General features: G+C 73.3%; 10 protein-coding genes and 1 pseudogene. 3 read left to right on the top strand and 8 right to left on the bottom strand.

Annotated features, from left to right (window positions below; genetic code table 11):
- Nucleotides 1-66: 66 nt before the first annotated feature.
- From GCU69_RS23050 to GCU69_RS23085, 8 genes are all read right to left on the bottom strand, one after another.
- Entirely contained in the window at nt 67-825 is a 759-nt protein-coding gene (locus GCU69_RS23050) for an AfsR/SARP family transcriptional regulator (RefSeq protein ID WP_098752397.1), read from the bottom strand.
- A gap of 218 nt (nt 826-1,043) precedes the next feature.
- The gene (locus tag GCU69_RS23055) at nt 1,044-3,239 is read right to left on the bottom strand and encodes an MMPL family transporter (RefSeq protein ID WP_170315913.1); all 2,196 of its coding nucleotides are present in this window, start codon (nt 3,237-3,239) and stop codon (nt 1,044-1,046) included.
- 223 nt (nt 3,240-3,462) lie between these two features.
- Nucleotides 3,463-4,179: a hypothetical protein gene (locus tag GCU69_RS23060; protein ID WP_098752399.1), complete on the bottom strand. Its 717-nt coding sequence runs from the start codon at nt 4,177-4,179 to the stop codon at nt 3,463-3,465.
- Nucleotides 4,176-4,994: a hypothetical protein gene (locus tag GCU69_RS23065; RefSeq protein ID WP_156207061.1), complete on the bottom strand. Its 819-nt coding sequence runs from the start codon at nt 4,992-4,994 to the stop codon at nt 4,176-4,178. The genes GCU69_RS23060 and GCU69_RS23065 overlap by 4 nt, the downstream gene beginning before the upstream one ends.
- Nucleotides 4,995-5,051: 57 nt before the next feature.
- Complete coding sequence (locus GCU69_RS23070; protein WP_098752401.1) at nt 5,052-5,336, bottom strand: acyl carrier protein; 285 nt, start codon at nt 5,334-5,336, stop codon at nt 5,052-5,054.
- A 30-nt stretch (nt 5,337-5,366) separates the two neighbouring features.
- Nucleotides 5,367-6,665 (bottom strand): type III PLP-dependent enzyme, encoded by a 1,299-nt coding sequence (locus GCU69_RS23075; RefSeq protein WP_156207062.1) that lies wholly within the window; start codon nt 6,663-6,665, stop codon nt 5,367-5,369.
- Nucleotides 6,655-8,040 (bottom strand): preATP grasp domain-containing protein, encoded by a 1,386-nt coding sequence (locus tag GCU69_RS23080; RefSeq protein ID WP_098752403.1) that lies wholly within the window; start codon nt 8,038-8,040, stop codon nt 6,655-6,657. Before GCU69_RS23080 ends, GCU69_RS23075 begins: the two co-directional genes overlap by 11 nt.
- Before the next feature lie 64 nt (nt 8,041-8,104).
- Nucleotides 8,105-9,034, bottom strand: a complete 930-nt coding sequence (locus GCU69_RS23085) for a 3-oxoacyl-[acyl-carrier-protein] synthase III C-terminal domain-containing protein (RefSeq protein WP_098752404.1) — start codon at nt 9,032-9,034, stop codon at nt 8,105-8,107.
- Between the two features lie 227 nt (nt 9,035-9,261).
- Here GCU69_RS23085 and sbnB point away from each other — a divergent pair, with 227 nt between their 5' ends.
- From sbnB to GCU69_RS23100, 3 genes and pseudogenes are all read left to right on the top strand, one after another.
- A complete protein-coding gene (gene sbnB / locus GCU69_RS23090) occupies nt 9,262-10,347 on the top strand; it encodes a 2,3-diaminopropionate biosynthesis protein SbnB (protein WP_218037968.1) in 1,086 nt (361 codons plus the stop codon).
- Between the two features lie 14 nt (nt 10,348-10,361).
- Nucleotides 10,362-11,360 carry a 2,3-diaminopropionate biosynthesis protein SbnA gene (gene sbnA, locus GCU69_RS23095; RefSeq protein ID WP_098752406.1) on the top strand — a complete coding sequence of 333 codons (999 nt, stop codon included), beginning with the start codon at nt 10,362-10,364 and terminating at the stop codon, nt 11,358-11,360.
- Nucleotides 11,357-21,241: pseudogene (locus GCU69_RS23100) on the top strand (amino acid adenylation domain-containing protein); the annotation flags it as partial. The gene sbnA and the pseudogene GCU69_RS23100, both read left to right, overlap by 4 nt.
- Nucleotides 21,242-21,286: the final 45 nt, after the last annotated feature.

Here is a 21,286-nt window from a genome sequence, read left to right on the forward strand (position 1 = left end):
CCGTAGGCCGCAGGCGTAGGCCGCAGGCGTAGGTGCAGCCGCAGGCCGCAGCCGGCCGCCCGCGCCTCAGCCCAGCGCGGCGTCCTGGGTCAGGATCGACTGGTAGATCCTCGACAGACCGCGGCCGGGTTCGAGACCCAGCTCCTTGACCATCCACCGCCGGGTGCGGTGGAAGACGTCAAGGGCCTCGGTCTGCCGGCCGTTGCGGTAGAGGGCGAGCATCAGCTGCTCGCTGAAGCGCTCCCGGCCGGGGTGCTGCGCGATGAGCTGGAGCAGCTCGGGGATGACTCCACGCGCGTCACCCAGGCTCAGTTTCGCCGCGATCAGGTCCTCCCTCGCGCACAGCCGCTGCTCCTGGAGATGGGCGGTCTCCAGCTGGATGCGCGGTCCCTCGTAGATGTCGAACAGCGCCGGTCCGCGCCATTCGTTCAGGGCCTGCTCCAGCAGCCGTACGGACTCCTCGGGCTCGCTCTGCACCCGCGCCGAGCCGCGCGCGGCCAGGGACAGGAAGCGGTTGGCGTCGACGGACTGCGGGTCCAGGTCGAGCACGTAGCCGCCGCTGACCGTGCGCACGACCTCGTCGCCGCGCCGGCCGGTCAGCGTGCCCAGGATCTTCCGGGCCCGGAGGACGTTGGCCTGGAGGGCGTTGCGCATGTTCTCCAGCTCCCGGTCCCCCCATAACTCCTCCATGAGCTGTTCGAACTGGAGAGGTGTACCCGGTGGCAGCGCCAGCAGCGCCAGCACGGTCCGGACACGCTTGGAACAGACATGTTGGCGCACCTCTCCGTGGACGAGTGTCAGAGGTCCGAGCAGCTGTATTTCCATCAGCTTCTCCCCGTACAAGGCCTCGCAATGGACGACTGGTCCCGGCCATTGAGCCACCCCTGACTCGACACGTACTCAAGTTCGAGTGCAGTACCGGCGGTAATGCAGGTGGAGGGTCCGTGTTGCCGAGAAGCCGGCAGGGGCAGGGCCCCGGCCCGGCGCCTGGAGCGCCGGGCCGGGGCCCTCGGGGGAGCGTGCCGCGACAGCGCGGCGGGGGGTCAGCGCGTCGGCTGCGAGGCCGTGAGCGGCGCCTCCCGGACCGCCGTTCCGCCACCGCCCGTGTGGCGGGCGAAGTGGGGGCGCGAGGGCCACCAGAGCACCGGCGCCAGCAGCTTCATCGCGGCGGGCAGGATGAGGATCCGGACGACGACGACGTCCAGCAGGACGGCGACGCAGAGGCCGAAGCCCAGCTGCTTCATCTCCAGCAGGTTCGTGAACATGAAGCTGACGAACACGGAGACCATGACCACCGCTCCGCCGGTGACCACCCCGGCCGACCGGGCGATGCCCTCCTGCACGGCGTCGGCGGCGCTGCGGCCCTGCTGCACCGCCTCCCTGATCCGGCTCACCATGAACACGTTGTAGTCGGTGGAGAGCCCGAAGAGGATGACGAAGAGGAAGAGCGGGACGCGGGAGACGATGAAGCCGTCGGAGTCGTAGGCGAGCTGGTTCTGCATCCAGTCGGACTGGAAGACCAGCACCAGCAGGCCCAGCGCGCCGGCCGCGGACGCCACGTTGAGCAGGGTGGAGACCACCGCGATGGGCACCGAGCGGAAGGCGGCGAACATGACCGCCAGGCTCAGCACCAGCACCGCGCCGATCACCCAGGGCAGCGCGTCCATCTGGCTGTCGAGCACGTCGGCGTTGCGGGCGACGTCACCCGACACGGCCGTCTCGGCGCCGGGGATCGCGCCGACGGTGTCCGGGACCAGCGTGCCGCGCAGCCGCTCCAGGGTCTGCTGCGCCTTGTCCGAGTCGAGGGCGTACGGCGTGTGGAGCAGGACCGAGCCCGTCCTCCCGTCCTCGGCGGTCTCCAGCTTCGGCTTCTCCTCGGTGCCGAACAGCGGGTCCTGGCCGGCGGCCCGGACGAGCCCGTCCATGGCGTCCGGGAGTTCGCCGCGGTGCGCGTCGTCGGTGCGGACGACCACCAGGTAGGCGGCGCCCTGGGAGGGGAACTGCTCCACCATCCGGTCGCGCGCCTTGACGGCCTCGACCTTGGGGAGCGTGCTGACCTCGGTGGAGGACAGCTCCATGCCCAGCGCGGGCAGCCCGAGGCCGCAGATGAGCGCGAGTCCCGCGACCAGCGAGGCCACCGGCCGCCGCATGCCGGGGCGGAGCAGCGTGGTCCAGAGGCGGCCCGGGCCGTCCTGGGCGGCGGAGCGGCCGGCGATGCGGCCGATGAGCGGGACCCGGGGGCGGTCCAGCGCACGGCCCAGCTTGACGAGCATCGCGGGCAGCACGGTCAGCGAGGCGGCCATCACGATCGCGACGACGCTGATGGAGGAGACGGCCAGCGAGGAGAAGACCACGTCGCCGACGACGAACAGGGCGGCGAGCGACACCACGACGGCGCAGCCGGAGACGATGACGGTGCGACCCGCGGTGGCGGCCGCGACGAGGACCGCGGCCTCCTGGTTGAGCCGGCCGCCGGAGCGGGCCTTCTCCTCGCGCACCCGCTTGATGAACAGCAGGGAGTAGTCGACGCCGACCGCCATGCCCATGAGCAGGATCAGGCTGTTGTTGGCCCCGACGCTCGGGAAGACGTGGGAGAAGAGCTGGGAGAGGCCCATCGCCGCGGCGATCGCGGACAGGGCCAGCAGGACGGGGACCCCGGCGGCGACGACGGCGCCGAAGACGACCATCAGGATGAGGAGGGTGAGCGGGAGGGTGATGCGCTCGGCCGTGGCCAGGTCCTCCGCCATCGACTCCGAGACGCCCTGTCCCATCGAGAAGTGGCCGGTCTGGGCGACCTGCACCTGCGGATGGGCCTTCTGGACGTCGGCGGTGATGTCCAGCAGGGCCGGGATGTCCTCGGAGATCTCCGCGTCCTCGCCCTCCATGGCGAGGTGGACCAGGACGGCCTGGCCGTTCGGCGCCCACTCGGTCTCGCCGACCTCGCCGACGGACGGGGCGCCGGCCATCCGCTCGGCGGTCTCCTGGGCCGCGGCGGTGGCCGCGGCCCGGTCGATCGTGTCACTGCCGGGGCGCGGGGTGATGACGACCTGCTCCATGAGCGGGTCGAGGATCCCGGCGTCGGCCGCGATCGCCTCGGCCCGGCCGGCCTCGCCGACGCGGTAGTCCACGCTGTCGGCCTGCCGCGTTCCGGCCATCGAGCCGAGGGCCAGGCACACCACCACCAAGGCCAGCCATCCGATCATCGCGCGCCACGGGTGGCGCGCGCTCCACATGGCCATTCGGACGGTTAACCGCTGTTCCATCACGACTCCCCATTGGGTTCCAGATCGGAGGGTGCAAGCTTTCTCGTGTAAGTTCAGACTGACAGGTGAATGGAATAGCCGTCAACTGTAGGAGCGGGCTCATTTCGAGTTGGCCGGAAGGTGACGCTCCGGCGCGCGGCCGAAGAAAAGGGCCGGGGTGCGACGTTCGCACCCCGGCCCGATCCCGCTGCGCCAGTGCCTACCAGCATCTGCTCCCGGCCACGGCCGTACGGGCCACGGCCCGCTCCTCCTTCTTGCCGGCCGACGCGTACGCCTCGGCGAGCAGCTCCGAGACATAGCCGACCTGACCGGGCCCCGTCCGCAGATAGCCGCTCGCGCCCAGCAGCTTCACCTGGGCGCGGTCGGTGGCCGTCAGCCGCCTCTGGAGGTCTCCCAGCAACGCCGGCGACAGCTCCGCCGGCCGGGCACCGTCCAGCACCGCGCGGACCTCCAGATGCTCGATGAGGGCGTCGGCCACCGCCGACTTCACCAGCTGCTGGTGCAGCAGCGGGGAGCCGCCCGTCGTCCGGCCGCCGAGATGCGCCACCACCGACTCGCGCAGCCCCTCGGACAGGCCGAGCCGCAGCCACACCAGCCCCAGCCCCCAGCCCGCCCCGAGGTCCCCGGGCCCGTACTCGACCGCGGAGGGCACCTCGTGCCGCACCATGACGACCTCACCGCCCGGCAGCTCCGTCCGGGACAGCACCTCCGGGCCGCCCGGGGCCAGCGGGCACGGCCGTCCGCCGTACCAGACCTCCTCGGCCTTCAGCAGGGTCTCCGGCGCGACCACGCCGTGGCCGTGCGGCCCGCAGGGCAGCATGCCCGGCAGCAGTTCCCCGGCCAGCAGGGCCAGCGCGGGCGCCGGCCCCCGGTCCCGGGCCGCCCGGTGACAGGCGTCCCACAGGGCCGCGCTCACCGCTCCGCCTCCACCGGTCCCACGGCGCACAGACCGAGCCAGCGGGTCACCGGGTCGTGGTCGACCAGCACCAGCGGCCGGTCCGCGGGACGCGGGCCGGCCAGCGCCGACCACAGCCCGGTGCACGGGAAGCCCTTGCCCGTCCGGCGGACCTCGGCGAGCCCGGCCGGCAGGTCGCGAGCCGGGTCGACACCCGGCCCGGCCACGACCGTCGCCCGGCCCTCGTACCGCGCCAGCTCGCCGGCGAGCACCTCGCGTACGTCCGGGGTCGCCACTCCGGTGAGGTACCGCAGATCCGGCCGCGGTCCGGCCTGCTGTGACGCGGACAGCAGCAGGGCCACCCCCGCGTCGCCGCCCAGCTCGGCCGGCCCGGTGTCGTACGGCAGCGAGGCCTGGTCCAGGATCAGCACCACGGCCGCGCGCAGCCCGTGCCGTCCGGTGTAGCCGGCGGCGAGCCGCAGCGCGGAGAACGGCGTGCAGCTGCCCTGCTCCGAGACGCCGAAGGACAGCGGGCCGTGCGGCCACGCCTCCGAGAGGTAGGTGGCCGCGGCGTAGCGGCAGTCCAGGTCGGGCGTGGAGTGGGCGACCACGGCCAGCCCGACGGGCTCCGACTCCGCGCCCAGGGCCCCGACCAGCTCCTTGGACATGGCGGCGAAGGTGTTGCCCGCCCCGCCGCTGACCGCGCCGGGCCGGAACTCGGTCCCGTAGGCCGCGGTCAGATCGGTGAAGTGACGTACGGAGAAGGCGTCGTCGATGCGGCTTTCACCGGGCGGGAAGACCCGGTGCACGACGCGTTCGAGGCGCAGCGGAAACACTCCGCCGGCGGCGTCCTGAGGTGCGCCCGCCGGGGGCGCGGCCGTTCGGTACACGGCTCAGGCGCCCATCTCGCCGAGCAGGAAATCGGCGAGCGTGCGCACCGATTCGAAGTGGCTCATCTCCAGGTTGTCGGTGTCCAGCTCGATGGAGAACGCCTCCTCCAGCGCCATCAGGAGTTCGAACACCCCGCTGGAGTCGAGGCCGACCTGGTCGAAGAGGCGGGAGTCCTCGGTGAGGTCGGGCAGGTCGTGGCCCAGCACCTCGGCCAGCGCGGAGGCGATGGTCTCCACGGCCTTGGTCCGGTCGACAGCGGTCGCTGTGGAGGCGGCGGCGTCAGTCATGGCGTGACAGTCCTTTCGGAGAGCGTCGGTTCAGTGGCCCGTGGCGGTACGGGAGAGCACGTCGGCCGCGGGGAGGTGCTGCTTGCGGAGCAGGTCGTCGGGACGGTCCCGGTCGCGGACCAGGTGCGCCTCGCCGTCCAGGACGAGCGCCTCGGCCGGGTGGCCGTGGCTGAGGAAGAGGACCGGGGAGGCGCTGGGCCCGTAGGCGCCGGACCGTTCCACGCCGATCAGGTCGCCCGGCCGGACGTCCGGCAGCGGGACCTTCTTGCCCAGGGTGTCGTTCGGGGTGCAGAGCGGGCCGGTGAGGTTCCACGGGCCGGTGGCGGGCTCGTCGGTCCGGTTGAGCACCGTCATGGGGAAGTTGCGCTTGACGAACGACCCGATGCCGACGGCGGCCATGTGGTGGTTGGTGCCGCCGTCGAGCACGGCGAAGTTCTCGCCCATGGACGTCTTCACATAGCGCACCGTGGTGACGTAGAGGCCGAACGGTGCCGTGAGATAGCGGCCCAGCTCCATCACCAGCCGGGTGTCCGGGTGGCGCGAGGCGAACTTGTCGATCACCGGGTTGAGCTGCGAGGCCAGCAGGTCGAAGTCCAGATCGGTCTCGTTGTCGAAGTACGCCACACCGAGGCCGCCGCCGATGTCGACCATCTCCAGCGGGAAGTCCAGCGCGTCCGCGACCTGCTCCGCGAGGTCGAAGATCCGCTCGGTGTTCTCCACCACGGCGTCCTCGCTGAGGATCCGGGTGCCCATGTAGACCTGCACGCCCATCAGCCGTACGTGGCTCAGCGCCGACACCGCCTCCGGCGCCGCGCCGAGCAGCTGCGCGGCGTCGATGCCGAACTGCCGCGGCTTGCCGCCCATCGTGAGGCCGGAACCCTTGACGGCGAACTCGGGGTTCACGCGCAGCGCCACGCGTGCCGTCACCGAGCGGTCCCGCGCCAGCTCGTCGATGAGCGCCAGCTCTCCGAAGGACTCGCAGATGATCGCGTAGACGCCCTCGTCGAGGCAGGCGGCCAGCTCCGCGCGGCTCTTGCCGGGGCCGAGGAAGAGGATGTCGGCCGGGTCGACGCCGGCGCGCCGCGCGGTGGCCAGCTCGGCCAGCGAGGAGATCTCCGCGCGGGCGCCGTGGGCGTGCAGCAGGCCGCAGACGGCGATGTTGGGGTTCGACTTGAGGGAGAAGAAGACCTCCAGGCGGGGGTGCAGCCGGTCCCGGACCGTCGTGATCCGGTCCCGCAGCCCGTTGCCGTCGTAGAGGTACAGCGGGGTGCCGTACCGCTCCGCCAGCTCCGTGACCCCGATTCCCTGCACCGTGCGTTCAGCGGGCATGACTCACTCCTTCCGCCACCAGCCGGGCGGTGATGTCCTCATCGAGGGCGGTCAGCTCGGCGGCCGAAGCGGCCACCACGATTCCGTAGAGACGGCCGTCGTACGCCTCGTCCGGGCGGACCCGGCCTCCGGCGTTGACGGTCGCGAAGTTGTTGACGAGCAGGCCGGACCCGCCGGGCGCGGTCAGCAGCGCGTCGCCGAGGATCCGGCGGAAGCCGGCGAAGTCCAGCTCCCGTTCCAGGCGGACCGGGTAGTGGCGGGCCAGCGCCGTCATGCCGGGGCCCACGAACTGCTCCTGGAGGCGCACCTGGTAGGTCGACATGTTGTTGCGGGCGTTGATCTCCAGGACCGGCCACACCCCGTCGGCCTCGTCCAGCAGCGCGTCCACGCCGACGACGCCCGCGTAGCCGTCCGCGGCCAGCCGCTTGCCCAGCAGCTCGGCGGCGGACCGGACCGCGGCGAGCCGGGACGGCCCGAGCGCGGCCGGGATCCGGTGGCCCTTGTGCACGCCGCCCTCGGTCACGGCGCGCTTGACGAAGTCGAAGTGCACCGCACCGTCGTGGCCGACGGTGAACTGGTAGTTCAGATCGCCCTGGTGCGGGACCCACTCCTCGACGGTGAACGCGATGCGGTCCTCCCCGGAGCGGGCCACCTTCTGCCCGACCATCCGGTGCACCCGGTCCATCCAGCGCTCGTTCTCCAGCACCACGATGCCCTTGCCGGACACACCGAAGGCCTCCTTGACGACCGTACGGCGGCCCTGCGCGAGCAGCTTCCTGGCGTGGCCGAGCGCTTCGCCCAGCTCGTCGACGGTCTCGCACACCCAGCCCGCGGGCTGGCGCAGTCCCAGCTCGTCGGCGACCCGGCGGCTGTAGATCTTGCTGTTGACGCTTTTGCAGAGGTCGGCCGGGGAGCCCGCGATCTCCATTCCGGTGCGCCGGCACAGCTCTTCCTCCAGCACCGACACCCCGTGCGGGAACAGCCGGCAGCCCTGCCCGGCGAGTCCGGTGAGCACGGCCGGCAGTGCGGGGTCGCGCAGGATGTCCTCGGTGACGTTGCGCTGCGCGTCCTGCTCGGCGACGACATGGACGGTCGGCAGGGCCAGCCCGAGTTCGCGCAGATACGCGAGGTACGCCTCGTCGGGCGCGGTCTTGAGCACCACGTGGTCGCCCTCGCCCGCCAGCAGCAGGGCGAACTCGTCCATGCGGTTCACCACGGCGCTGCCCGACGCCGCGGAGAAGCGGGGCAGGGTGTGCTCGCCCTGCGCCCACACCTCCTCGACCTCGAAGTTCCCGAGGAACACGAGTGGCGCGCCGGCCGCTCCGGCCACGGCGCTCTTGAGCCGGCCGGTGAAGCCGGGCAGGAATTCGTCCATGTCTTCTCCCACGTCCATGTCCGGTTGCGGCGGGCCGGGCTCTCTGCTTGCCGTCAGTGGCTCGTCAGTGCTGGAGGACCATCGCGGCGAAGGACTGGCCGAGGCCCGCCGAGGTCATCAGGTAGTGGTCGCCCGGGTTGATCAGGCCCAGCTCGCGCACGGACTGGTAGTTGATGTAGGGGTCGGCGCAGAAGGAGTGCCCCGTGGCCCCGATGTTGCCGAGATAGATCTTGTCGGCGGGGATGCCCAGGTTCTTCGCGGCGACGGTCCAGGAGACCCGGTTGACGTTGTGCGGCAGGACCAGGTCGAGGTCGGCGACGGTGATCCCGGCCTCCTCGGTGGCCGCCAGCACCACTTCCTCCAGGGCGTCCTGGTAGATCCGTACGGCTTCCTTCGCGAGGTCGCCGACCAGGTCGATCAGGCCGTCCTCACGGCCGCGGATGCGGGCCGCGTAGCCGAGCATCCGGTCCCGGCCGCCGCCCGGGCCCACCAGGACCGCGGCGGTGGCCTCGCCCATGATCGAGACATCGGCGACCCACTGCGAGAAGGGCGTCAGCGTCTTGTCGCCGGCCAGGATCAGCGCGAGCGCGTCGGGGTCGCCGTCAGCCTCCAGCAGCATCCCGGCGACGTCGAACGCGAGCAGCCCGGTCGCGCAGCCGTGGTCCGAGACCGCGAAGGTCGTGGCGTTGCGCAGGCCCAGCGCGTCGCACACGTCGCGCAGCGGGTTGTTGGGGTACGGGGCCGTGGTCCGCAGGCCCTTGGCCCGGACCACATAGCGCACCCGGTCCTCCTGGCCGGCCAGTCCGTCGAGCTTGCCGGCCGCGGCCAGCAGCAGCTCGCTCTCGGAGCGGTCCGGTGCCTGGCAGATCCGGTCCAGCCCGTACAGCCGGGTGAACCTGCGCACCTGCTGGTCGTTGAGTCCCAGGGGTTCCTTGAGGGCGTCCACCGGCACCGTGTCCGGCAGATGACTCGACACTGCCACCAATGAGGTCATGCGACGGACGCTAGGCAGCACGGCTGACGCCCGGCTGACGCGACGCTGACCGTGGCCGGGCCCCGGCCCGGCGGGTGCCCGCCCGGGTCTCCGCGGCGTGCCGGCGCCGCGGCGCCGCGGGGATCCGGACGACACCCCCCCCAGGTCAGTTCGCCGTCAGCGGGGCGTCAGTGCCGCCCCGGAGCATGAGCCGTGTCCGGAACGGCTTGCCAGGGAGCGTGGAAGAGATGCCGGTGTCACAGTCGGAGGAGAGCGGACCCGAGGCGCTGCCCGCCTTCGCGGTGGTTCCCGGAGCACAGGTGAACGCCGTGCTCCAGGGACGTGAGAAGCATGTCATCGACGTCGTGGAGGCGGCCTACCGGCTGCACGGCGCCGGGAGCACCGTGAACCCGCCCTCGTACTTCCTGCGCTTCCCGGACCGGCCGGACGCGCGGATCATCGCGCTGCCCGCCTCGCTCGGCGGGGAGTCGCCCGTCGACGGGCTGAAGTGGATTTCCAGCTTTCCCGGCAACATCACCTCGGGGCTGCCCCGCGCGTCGGCGGTGCTGATCCTCAACGACCCGGCCACCGGCTATCCGTTCGCGTGCCTGGAGTCGTCGGTCATCAGCGCGGCCCGCACCGCCGGTTCGGCGGCGCTCGCGGCCCAGGTGCTCGGCCGGGAGCGGGGCACACGGCCCCGCAGGGCCGGCTTCGTCGGCACCGGGCTCATCGCCCGCTTCGTGCACACCTATCTCGCGGCCGCCGGTTTCGAGTTCGACGAGATCGGGCTGCACGACCTCGACGCGGGGCACGCCGGACGGTTCGAAGGCTATCTCCAAGAGAGCGGGCACGGCGGCCGGACCGTGGTGCACAGCCGCGCGGAGGACCTGATCCGCTCCAGCGATCTGGTGGTGTTCGCGACCGTCGCCGGGGAGCCGCACGTCAGCGACCCCGCGTGGTTCGAGCACGCGCCGCTGGTGCTGAACCTGTCGCTGCGCGACCTGTCGCCGGAGGTCGTCCTGTCGGCCGTCAACGTGGTCGACGACGTGGAGCACTGCCTCAAGGCCAACACCTCGGTGCACCTGACCGAACAGTTCACCGGCAACCGGGACTTCCTGGCCGGGACCCTGTACGACGTGCTGACCGGGAAGCTGCGCCCGGAGAGCGGCAGCCCGCTGGTGTTCTCCCCGTTCGGGCTCGGGGTCCTCGACCTCGCCGTCGGTTCGTACGTGTACGACGAGATCGCCCGTGCCGGCGAACTGCACGCCGTCAACGGATTCTTCGATGAGCTCGACCGCTATGGGAAGAGCCGAGCCGCGGCCCGTCGGCCGTAGGTGGGAGTCGTCCTGTGCCAGTCATATCCACTCCGCAGGAATTCAACGTCGACGACCTCTACGTCGACCTCCGGTGGATTTTCGGTCGCCATCTCTTTCTCAAGTGCGAGGGATTCAACTTCGCCGGATCCATCAAACTCAAGGCCGCCGCCGAGATGATCGCCATGGCCGAGCGCAGCGGAGAGCTGCAGCCCGGGGACATGCTCGTGGAGAGCAGTTCCGGGAACATGGGCGTGGCGATCAGCCTGCTGGCCAGCAGCAAGGGCTACCGCTTCACCTGTGTGACGGACTCCCGCTGCACGCTGGGCGCCCGGCAGCTGATGGAGGCCCTCGGCACCGAGGTGCACCTCATCGACCAGCCGCATCCGCAGGACGGCCTGCTCGGCGCGCGCATCGCGCACGTCAAGAAACTCTGCACCGAGAACCGCAGCTATGTGTGGCTGAACCAGTATTTCAACGCCGGGAACTGGCTGGCCCATTTCCACACCACCGGGCCGGAGCTGCTGAAGATATTTCCCGAGGTCGACGTCGTCTTCGTCGGCGCGGGCACGACCGGCACCCTGATGGGCTGCGCGCGCTATCTGCGCCAGGCCAAGCCCTCGGTGCGGATCGTGGCCGTCGACACGGTCGGCTCGGTCACCTTCGGCACCCCGCCCGGGCCGCGTTCGATCCCGGGACTCGGCACCAGCGTCCGGCCGCACCTGCTCGACGAGTCCTTCGTGGACGACGTCGTCCACGTCTCCGAGGCCGACACCCTGCGCGCCTGCCGCCGGATGGCCGACCACGGCTTCCTCTTCGGCGGCTCCACCGGAACGGTCGTCAGCGGCGCGCTGGGCTGGCTGGCGGAGAACCCGGCCACCGACGAACTCACCGCGGTGACGATCGCGCCGGACCTCGGCGGCCGCTATCTGGACACGATCTACAACGACGAGTGGGTCGAGCAGGTCTACGGGGCGGGCGCGCTGGAGCCGCCTGCCGCCGGCGCGGGCCTACTGACCAGGGGGATCCAATGACCGACACCGCCGGCCGCACCGAGGACCTCGCGCTGACCGCGGGGCAGGCCGACATCTGGTTCGACGAGAAGCTCTCCGGGGCCGGTTACGCGTACAACACGGCCGGCTACCTCGACATCGACGGCCCGCTGGACCCGGAGCTGTTCCGTGCGGCCGCCCGGCAGCTCGTCGACGAGGCCGAGTGCACCCGCTCCCGGTTCGTGGAGACCGGCGGGGTGCCGCGGCAGCGGGTGGAGCCGCTGGCGGAGCTGCCGTACACCGTGCTCGACCTCGCCGGGGAGGCGGACCCGCTCGCGGCCGCGCGGGCCTGGATGCGGGCGGACCTCGACACCCCCTTCACGCTCGACGACTTCCCGCTGTTCCGGCTCGCGCTGATCAGGACCGGCGAGAACCGTTCGCTGTTCTACATGTGCATCCACCACTTCCTGTGCGACGGCTACAGCCAGGTCGTGTTCTGGCGCCGGCTGGCGGAGATCTACGCCGCCCTGGCCGACGGCCGGGACACCGGCCGCGGCGCGCTGCCGCCGCTCGCCGACCTGATCGCCGCCGAGCAGCGTTACGACAGCTCCGGCCCGGCCGCCCGGGACGCCGCCTTCTGGGCGGGCCGCTTCCCGCAGGCCCCGGAGCTGGTCACCCTGTCCGCGCACGAGGACGCGGAGCCGGTCTCCGGCTTCGTACGGGACGAGTTCACCCTCGGCAAGGAGATCACCGGCGCCCTGCGCGAGCTGGCGACGCGGACCTCGGTGACCTGGCCGACCGTGATGATGGCCGCCGTCGCCGCCTACACCCAGCGCCGTACCGGCCGGCCGGACGTGCTGCTGACGGTGCCCGTCACCACCCGGGTCGGCGCCCGGATGCGGGCCGTTCCCGGCATGGTCGCCAACACCCTGCCGCTGCACGTCCAGGCCGGGCCCGCGACCACCCGCGCGGAACTGCTGAAGAACACCTCCCGGGAGTTCACCCGGATCCTCAAGCACCAGCGGCACCGGGTCAGCAAGGTCCGCCAGGCCATGGGCCTGCGCAGCGACGACCGGCGCCCGTTCGGCCCGCTGGTCAACATCCTCCCGCAGGAGACCCGGCTGAGCCTGGGCCCGTGCGAGCTGACCGTCAACAACCTCTCCACCGGGCTCATCGACGACTTCGAGATCACCGTGGTGGACGCGGCCGACGGCGGATCGACGGTGCACCTGAGCGGCAACGCCGGCCTGTACACCCGGGAGGAGCTGGCCGGGCACACCGCCGGGCTCGCCCACTTCCTGCGGTCCTTCGTGGCCGCGGACGACGACACCCCGCTGGGCCGGCTGGCCACCCTGGACGGGAAGGCCGTCGCGGAGCTGCTGCGCACCGGCACCGGCCCGGTGGACACCCGCCCCTTCGAGGGCGTCGTGGAGCGGGTGCGCCGGACCGCCGACACCTTCCCCGACGGCGTGGCCGTCGTCGAGGACGGCGGCTCGCTGTCCTACTCGGCCCTGGTGGCCCGCGCCAGCGCCCTCTCCCGCAGGCTGGACACCGCTCCCACCGCGGTGCTCGCGGCGCCCGGCGCCGGTTTCGTCACCGCCGTGCTGGGCGCGCTCAACGCGGGCGGTTCCTATGTGCCGCTGGACACCGGCGCCCCCAGGACCCGGCTGGTCTCGCTGCTCCGGGACAGCGGCGCGGCGACCCTGGTCACCGACGCCGCGCACCGGGAGCTGGCGGACGACATCGCCGACCGGGCCGGCACCGCTCCCCGGGTGGTGGAGCTGGACGGTGCCGAGGACCCGGCCGGCGAACTCGTCCCGCCCCGCGGCTGCGACGACGACCTGGCCTACACGATCTTCACCTCCGGCTCCACCGGCCGCCCCAAGGGCGCCATGGTGCACCGGGCCGGGATGGCCAACCACCTGCTGGCCAAGGTCGAGGACCTCGACCTGTGCGAGGGCGACACCCTGGTCCAGAACGCCCCCGTGACCTTCGACATCTCCGTCTGGCAGATGCTCGCGCCGCTGCTCACCGGCGGCCGGGTGCGCGTCGTCGACCGGGCCACCGCGGCCGACCCCGAGCTGCTGTTCCCCCTCACCGCGCGCGAGCAGGTGACGGTGTTGGAGGTCGTGCCCTCGCTGCTGCGGGCCGCGCTCGACTCCTGGGACGAGACCGGGGAGAGCCCCGAGCTGCCCTCGCTGCGCCGGCTCGTGGTGACCGGTGAGGTGCTGCCGGCGGACCTGTGCGCCCGCTGGACGGCCCGCTTCCCCGGCATCCCGATGGTCAACGCGTACGGGCCGACCGAGTGCTCGGACGACGTCACGCACGCCGTCATCACGGCGGACGAGCTGCCCAGGGGCCGGGCGAGCGCCCCGATCGGCCGCGCGGTGCGCAACACCCGGCTGTTCGTCCTCGGTGACGAACTCCAGCCGGTGCCCGCCGGCACCCCCGGCGAGCTGTACGTGGCCGGCGAGGGCGTGGGCCGCGGCTATCTGGGCGATCCGGGGCGCACCGCCTCGGTGTTCGTGCCCGACCCGTACGGCCCTCCGGGGACCCGCATGTACCGCACCGGGGACCGGGTGGTGCTCCGTCCCGACGGGCAGTTCGAGTTCCTGGAGCGCCGCGACCACCAGGTCAAGGTGCGCGGTCACCGGATCGAGCTGGGCGAGATCGAGTCGGCCCTGCGCGAGCTGCCGCAGCTCGCGGACGCTGCCGTCGCCGTCCACACGGACCCGGCGGGAGGCAAGCGGCTCACCGGCTATCTGGTGGCCCGCGGCGGCGAGCCCGGCGACGGCGGCGGCATCGTCGCTGCCGTCCGCGAGCTGCTGGCCGCCCGGCTGCCCGACTACATGGTGCCGTCCGCGTTTTTGACCCTGCCCGCGCTGCCGCTCACCCCGCACGGCAAGGTGGACCGCAAGGCGCTGCCCGAGCCGGAGTTCACCTCCGCCGCGGGCGCCGGCCGCGGCGCCGCCCCCGGCACGAGCAGCCCGGGCGAGGACATCCTCACCGCCGTGATGGCGGACGTGCTGGGCCGTGCCGCCGTCGCCCCCGGCGACAACTTCTTCGAGCTGGGCGGCGACAGCATCAGCGCCATCCAGGTCGTCAGCCGGGCCCGCCGGGCCGGTCTGACGGTCAGCGCGCGCCAGATCTTCGAGCACCGCACCCCGGCCGCCGTCGCGGCGGTCGCCGGACCCGTACGGGAACGGCGGACCGCCGTGCCCGACGACGGGGTCGGCGAGACGGAGCTGCTGCCCGTCGCCCACCAACTGCGGGAGGACCTGGAGGAGCTGGACGCGCCGGTCCGGGAGTACAGCCAGTACGTGGCCGTCGAGGTGCCGGCCGGGGCCGGGGCGGACGCTCTCACCACCGCGTTCCAGGCGCTGCTGGACCACCACGACGCGCTGCGGCTGCGGCTCGCCGTCCCCGTCCCGGGCCTGTGGACCCTGGAGGTCCGGCCGGCCGGCGCCGTACGGGCCGCCGACGTGCTGAGCCGGGTCGCCGCCGACGACCGGCCGCTCGCCGAGCAGACGGCCGAGCAGGTCGCCGCCGCCCGCGCGCTGCTCGACCCCGAGCAGGGCACCGTGGTCCGCGCCGTGCTGCTGGACCGCGGCGCGGACCGGCCCGGCCGGCTGGTCGTGGTGGCCCACCACCTGGCCGTGGACGGTGTCTCCTGGCGCATCCTGGTGCCGGACCTGCGGTCCGCGTACGAGGCCGCGGCGGCGGGCCGCACCCCCGTACTGGAGCCGGTGCCCACCTCACTGCGCCGCTGGTCGCGCGAGCTGTCCGAGCACGCCCGGGCCACCCGCCGGGTCAGCGAACTGCCGCTGTGGCGCCGCCAGCTCACCGGCGACGACCCGGCGCTGGGCAGCCGCCCGCTGGACCGCGCCAAGGACGTCCGCGCGACCGCCCGCAGGCTGCGCGCCGAGCTGCCCGCCGAACAGACGGCGGAGCTGCTGAACTCGGTGCCCGCGGCCCTGCACGCGGAGATCAACGACGTGCTGCTGACCGCGCTGGCCCTGGCCGGCGCCGACTGGCGCAGACGGCGTGGCGGGAGCGGCTCCGAGCTGCTGGTGGAGATCGAGGGGCACGGCCGCGAGGAGTTCGCGGAGGAACTCGACGTCTCCCGCACGGTCGGCTGGTTCACCACCTCCTTCCCCGCCCGGCTCGCGCCCGGCGACGTCGACTGGTCCACGGTGTGGTCCGGCGGCCCGGCCGCGGGAGCCGCGCTCAAGCGGGTCAAGGAGCAGCTGCGCGGGCTGCCCGACCACGGACTGGGATTCGGGCTGCTGCGCCATCTCAACCCGCAGACGCAGGCCGTGCTCGGGCGGCTCGCCCCGCCGCAGATCGGCTTCAACTACCTCGGCCGGTTCGGCGGCCCGGCGGCGGACGGCAGCTGGTCGCTGGACGGTGCCGACGCCGTGGTGGGCCTCGGCGCGCACCCGGACACACCGCTGCGCCACGTCGTCGAGCTGTCCTCCGTCGCCGAGGAGCGGGACGGCGGCCCGGTGCTGGTCGCCGAGTGGGCCTGGGCCGGTGAACTGCTGGCCGAGGCGGACGTCGACGAGCTGGCGCAGGGCTGGTTCCGGGCGCTGCGGGCGCTGATCGCCCATGCCCGTACGCCGGACGCGGGCGGCCGGACGCCCGCCGACTTCCCGCTGGTGTCGCTGTCCCAGCAGGAGGTCGAGGAGTTCGAGCGGGAGCTGGGGCCGCTGTCGGACGTGCTGCCCGCCTCACCGCTCCAGCAGGGGCTGGTGTTCTCGGCGGAGTACGACACCGAGGGCCTGGACCCGTACACCCTGCAGATCGGGGTGGACGCCGAGGGCCCGCTGGACCCGGCGCGGCTGCGCGCCGCGGCGCAGGCCCTGCTGCGCCGGCACGCCAACCTCCGCGCCTGCTTCCCGGCGCGGCCGGACGGCGGCGACCCGGTGCAGGCGGTGCCCGCCGAGGCCGCCGTCGGCTGGCGGGAGACCGATCTGAGCGGTCTGCCGGAGCAGGAGCGGGAGGCGGAGCTGGCCCGGCTGACGGAGGCCGAGTGGCGCGCCCGGTTCGACATCCACCGCTCGCCGATGGTCCGGTTCACCGTGGTCCGCACCGGCGAGGAGCGGCACCGGCTGCTGTGGTCGGTGCACCACGCGCTGGTCGACGGCTGGTCGATGGCGATCTTCGCCCAGGAGCTGTTCACCCTCTACGCGCAGGGCCCGGACACCGCGTCGCTGCCGGACGCCGTGCCGTACCGCTCGTATGTGAGCTGGCTGGCCGAACGCGACCCGGAGGAGGCCCGCGCGGCCTGGAAGTCCGTGCTGGACGGCATCGAGGAGCCGACCCGGCTCGTCCAGTCGGCACGGGCCGCCGGCCCGGCGGGCCTGCCCGGGGAACTGCTGCGGGAGGTGGACGAGGACCTGTCCGCCGCGCTGGCCGACTGGGCCCGCGCCCGCGGCCTCACCGTCAACACGGTGTTCCAGGGCGTCTGGGCGGTGCTGCTGAGCAGGCTGACGGGGCGCCACGACGTGGTGTTCGGCGCGGTCGGCTCCGGCCGGCCCGCCGATCTGCCCGGAGTGGAGTCGATCGTCGGCTCCTTCCTGAACACCCTGCCGGTACGGGTCCGGCCGGCCCCCGGCCGCACCCTTCCCGAAGTGCTCGCCGAACTCCAGGAACAGCAGTTCGCGATGGCCGAGCACCAGCACCTGGGGCTCGCCGAGGTGCAGCGGATCGCCGGGACGGGCGACCTCTTCGACACGGTGATCAGCTACAACAACTACCCGATGGCCGACGTCTCCAGCCTGGACGGGGTGGTGCCGGAGCTGCGCTTCGGCGCGAGCCACGCCAAGGTCGTCGCCGAGTACCCGTTCGCGCTGTCCGTCTACCCCGGCCCCCGGCTGCAACTGCACGTCCAGTACGCCCCGGACGTCCTGCCCCGCGAGGAGGCGGAGTCCGTCACCGGCCGCTTCCTGCGGCTGCTGCGCACCGTGGTCGAACAGCCCGACGTTCCGCTCGGGCGCCTGGACGTGCTGGAGGACGCCGAGCGGCGCACCCTCCTGGAGGACTGGGCGGGCCACGCGGAAGCGGGCGCCGGTGCCCCGGTCACGGAGCTGTTCGAGGGCTGGGCGGCCCGTACGCCCGGCGCGCCCGCGGTGGTCTTCGACGGCGCGGAAATCCCGTACGGCGAGATCAACAGCCGTGCCAACCGGCTGGCGCGGCTGCTCACCGGCCGCGGGGTCGGCCCCGAGGACCTGGTCGCGCTCGCGCTGCCGCGGACGCCCGACATGGTCGTCGCCGCGCTCGCGGTGCTGAAGGCCGGCGCGGCCTATCTGCCGATCGACGCCGGCTATCCCGCCGACCGCATCCGCTACATGCTGGCCGACGCCCGGCCGGTGGCGCTGCTCACGGCGGCGGAGCTGGCGCTGGACCTCAGCGTGCCGGACGAGGTCCCGGTGCTGGTGATCGACGGGGACGCCGTGTCGGCGGACCTCGCCGGGCTGCCGGACGCGGACCTCGCCGACGCGGACCGCCGGGAACCGCTCCGCCCGCAGCACGCCGCCTACACCATCTACACCTCCGGCTCCACGGGGAAGCCCAAGGGCGTCGTGGTGGACCACTCCGGTTTCGCCGCGATGGTCGAGTCGCTGACCGAGCGGTTCGGTCTCGATCCCTCGGTGCGGGTGCTCCAGTTCGCGTCCTTCAGCTTCGACGCCTCCGCGTGGGAACTGGGCCTGGCGCTGTTCAACGGCGGCGCGCTGGTCATCGCCGACGACGAGTGCCGCGACCCGGGCCGGCCGCTGGTCGACCTGATCAACGACTCCGGGGTGACCCTCGCCGGGCTGCCGCCGGTCGTCGCGGGCGCGCTGCCGGACGACGCCCGGCTGCCCGAAGGGCTGACCATGGCCGTCGCGGGCGAGGCCTGCCCGCCGGAGGTGATGGCCCGCTGGGCGCCGCGGGTGCGGATGTTCAACGGCTACGGCCCCACCGAGGCGGTCGTCGCCTCGACCGTGGGCGGTCCGCTCTCCGGCACCGACCGGCCGCCCATCGGCCGGCCGACGACGGCCCACCGGGTGTACGTCCTCGACCGCGACCTGCGTCCCGCGCTGCCGGGCGTCACCGGCGAGCTGTACGTCGCCGGGGGCCTCGCCCGCGGCTACGCCGGCCGCCCCGGACTGACCGCGCAGCGCTTCCTGGCGGACCCCTACGGCCCGCCCGGCACCCGGATGTACCGCACCGGCGACCTGGTGCGCTGGCTGCCCGACGGCCAGCTGGACTACGTCGGCCGCAGCGACGACCAGGTGCAGCTGCGAGGCTTCCGCATCGAACTCGGCGAGATCGAGTCGGTGATCGCCGCCCACCCGGGCGTGGCCACCGCGGTGGTCACCGTCCGCGGGGACGGCTCCGGCGACAAGCGCCTGGTCGGGTACATCGTGCCGGACGCCTCCGGCACCGCCGACGCACCGGCGCTGACGGCGGCCGTGCGCGAGCGGGTCGCGGACGCGCTGCCCCAGCACATGGTGCCGTCCGGCTTCGTGGTGCTGGACGCCCTGCCGCTCACCCCGCAGGGCAAGGTCGACCGCAAGGCGCTGCCCGCCCCGGACCACACGGACCGGGACGCCGGCCGGGGCCCGCGGACCCCGGTGGAGGAGATCATCTGCGGGCTGTTCGCCGATGTGCTGGGGCTGGAGCGGATCGGTGTCGACGAGGACTTCTTCGCCGCCGGCGGGCACTCGCTGCTCGCCACCCGGGCGGTCGGCCGGGCCCGTTCCCTGCTGGGCGTCGAACTGCCGATCCGCACCCTCTTCGAAGCCCGCACGGCCGCGGGCCTCGCCGAGCGGGTCGCCGGTGCCGCGCAGGCCCGTCCGGCGCCGAAGCTGGCACCGCGCACGGACCGCCCGCCCGCCGAAGGGGACGGCAGCGCGCCGCTCTCCCACGCCCAGCGGCGCCTGTGGTTCGCGGGCCGGCTCGAACAGGGCGGCCGGGGCAGCTACAACGTGCCCTTCGCCGTCCGCCTCACCGGCCGGCTCGACGTGCAGGCCCTCCAGTCGGCGCTGAACGACCTCGCCGGCCGCCACGAGGTGCTGCGCGCGGTGTTCCCGGCCGGTGACGACGAGCCGTACCAGCAGGTGCTGGACGCCCCCGCGGGCGATCCCGTGCTGCTGGCCCGGCGGGTCACCGAGGAGGAGCTGCCGCAGGCCCTGGCGGTGGAGGCCGAGACGGGCTTCGACCTGACGGCCGTACCGCCGCTGCGGGCCCGGCTGTTCACGCTCGCCGAGTCCGACGAGACGTACGTGCTGCTGCTGGTGTTCCACCACATCGCCTTCGACGGCTGGTCCATCGCGCCGCTGCTGGCGGACCTCACCCGCGCCTACCGGGCCCGGGCCGCCGGAGCGGAGCCGCAGTGGCAGCCGCTGCCGGTGAGCTACGCCGACTACGCGGCCTGGCAGCGGGACCTGCTGGGCTCCCCCGAGGACCCGGACTCCCTGCTGTCCCGTCAGCTGGAGCACTGGACCCGGGCACTGGCCGGGCTCCCCGAGGAGCTGCGGCTGCCCCGGGACTACGCCCGGCCGGCGGTCGCCAGCCACAGCGGCGGCGGCGTGGAGTTCCTGCTCGGCCCGGAGCTGTACGCCGAACTGAACGCCATCGCCCGGCAGTCCGGCGCGACGCTGTTCATGGTCCTCCAGGCGGCCTTCGCGGCCCTGCTGACCAAGACAGGCGCCGGCACGGACATCCCGGTGGGCAGCCCGGTCGCGGGCCGTACCGACGAGGGCCTGTCCGATCTCATCGGCACCTTCGTCAACACCCTGGTGCTGCGCACCGACACCTCCGGCGACCCGACCTTCCAGGAGCTGCTGGCCCGGGTGCGGGAGGTGAACCTCTCCGCGTACTCCCACCAGGAGCTGCCGTTCGACCGCATCGTGGACGCGCTCAACCCGGAACGCTCGCTGGCCCGGCACCCGCTGTTCCAGGTGATGCTCGTGCTCCAGAACACCGATGACGGCGCCCCGCCGGTGCTGCCCGGCCTGGAGCTGAGCGGCCAGCCGGTGCCCCAGCGGATGACCAAGTTCGACCTGCGGCTGCAGTTCGACGAGCCGCACGGCCCGGAGCACGGGCTGCGCGGGGTGCTGGAGTACGCCACCGATCTCTTCAAGCGCTCGACGGCCGAGGGCCTGGTGGAGCGTCTGCAGCGGCTGCTGCGGGCGGTCGCCGCCGATCCCGGAGCACGGCTGTCGGCCATCGACCTCCTCGACGGAAAGGAACGGCAGCGCGTGCTGACCGACTGGAACGACACGGACCACGAGACGGTGACCGCCACCCTGCCGGAGCAGTTCGAGGCCGCCGTACGGCGCACCCCCGACGCCCCGGCCCTGGTGGCCGGCGACACCGCACTCAGCTACCGGGAACTGGACGCGCGGGCCAACCGGCTGGCGCACCACCTGCTCGCCCAGGGCGCCGGGCCCGAGCGGATCGTCGGCATCGCCCTGCCGCGCTCCCCCGAACTCGTCGCGGCGGTGCTCGCCGTGCTGAAGTCCGGCGCCGCCTACACCCTGTTCGACGCCGCGCTGCCCGCCGGCCGCATCGAGGCGCTGGCCGGCCAGGCCCGCCCGGTGTGCATCCTCACCACCGCCGGCTCGGCCGGCCGGATGCCGCCGGGGTACGCCCGGGTCGTCGTCGGCTCGGCGGCGCTGGACGCCTCCCTCGCGGAGCTGCCGGACACCGCCCCGGAGCCCCGGTGGAGCGGCGGCCCGGCCGCGGCCGCGTGCGTCGTCTACACCTCCGACGCCGACGGCAGGCTGCTGGGCACCGTCGTGGAACACCGCGCACTGGCCGGCCACACCGCCTGGGCGGCGGAGCGGGAGCCCGGCTCCGACGCCGTCCTGCCCGCCCCGCTCGGCTACGAGAACGCGATCGGCTCGCTGTACGCGCCGCTGGTCTCCGGCGGCACCGTACGGCTGGACGCACCGGCCGGCGACCGTTCCGGCCCGTCC

The sequence above is a fragment of the Streptomyces lycii genome, assembly GCF_009735685.1.
Classification (GTDB): domain Bacteria; phylum Actinomycetota; class Actinomycetes; order Streptomycetales; family Streptomycetaceae; genus Streptomyces; species Streptomyces lycii.

Coding starts and splice junctions, on each gene's coding strand:
- GCU69_RS23050 (WP_098752397.1), bottom strand. CDS start 825: ATGGAAATACAGCTGCTCGGACCTCTGACACTCGTCCACGGAGAGGTG.
- GCU69_RS23080 (WP_098752403.1), bottom strand. CDS start 8,040: ATGGACGAATTCCTGCCCGGCTTCACCGGCCGGCTCAAGAGCGCCGTG.
- GCU69_RS23070 (WP_098752401.1), bottom strand. CDS start 5,336: ATGACTGACGCCGCCGCCTCCACAGCGACCGCTGTCGACCGGACCAAG.
- sbnB (WP_218037968.1), top strand. CDS start 9,262: ATGCCGGTGTCACAGTCGGAGGAGAGCGGACCCGAGGCGCTGCCCGCC.
- GCU69_RS23085 (WP_098752404.1), bottom strand. CDS start 9,034: ATGACCTCATTGGTGGCAGTGTCGAGTCATCTGCCGGACACGGTGCCG.
- GCU69_RS23075 (WP_156207062.1), bottom strand. CDS start 6,665: ATGCCCGCTGAACGCACGGTGCAGGGAATCGGGGTCACGGAGCTGGCG.
- GCU69_RS23055 (WP_170315913.1), bottom strand. CDS start 3,239: ATGGCCATGTGGAGCGCGCGCCACCCGTGGCGCGCGATGATCGGATGG.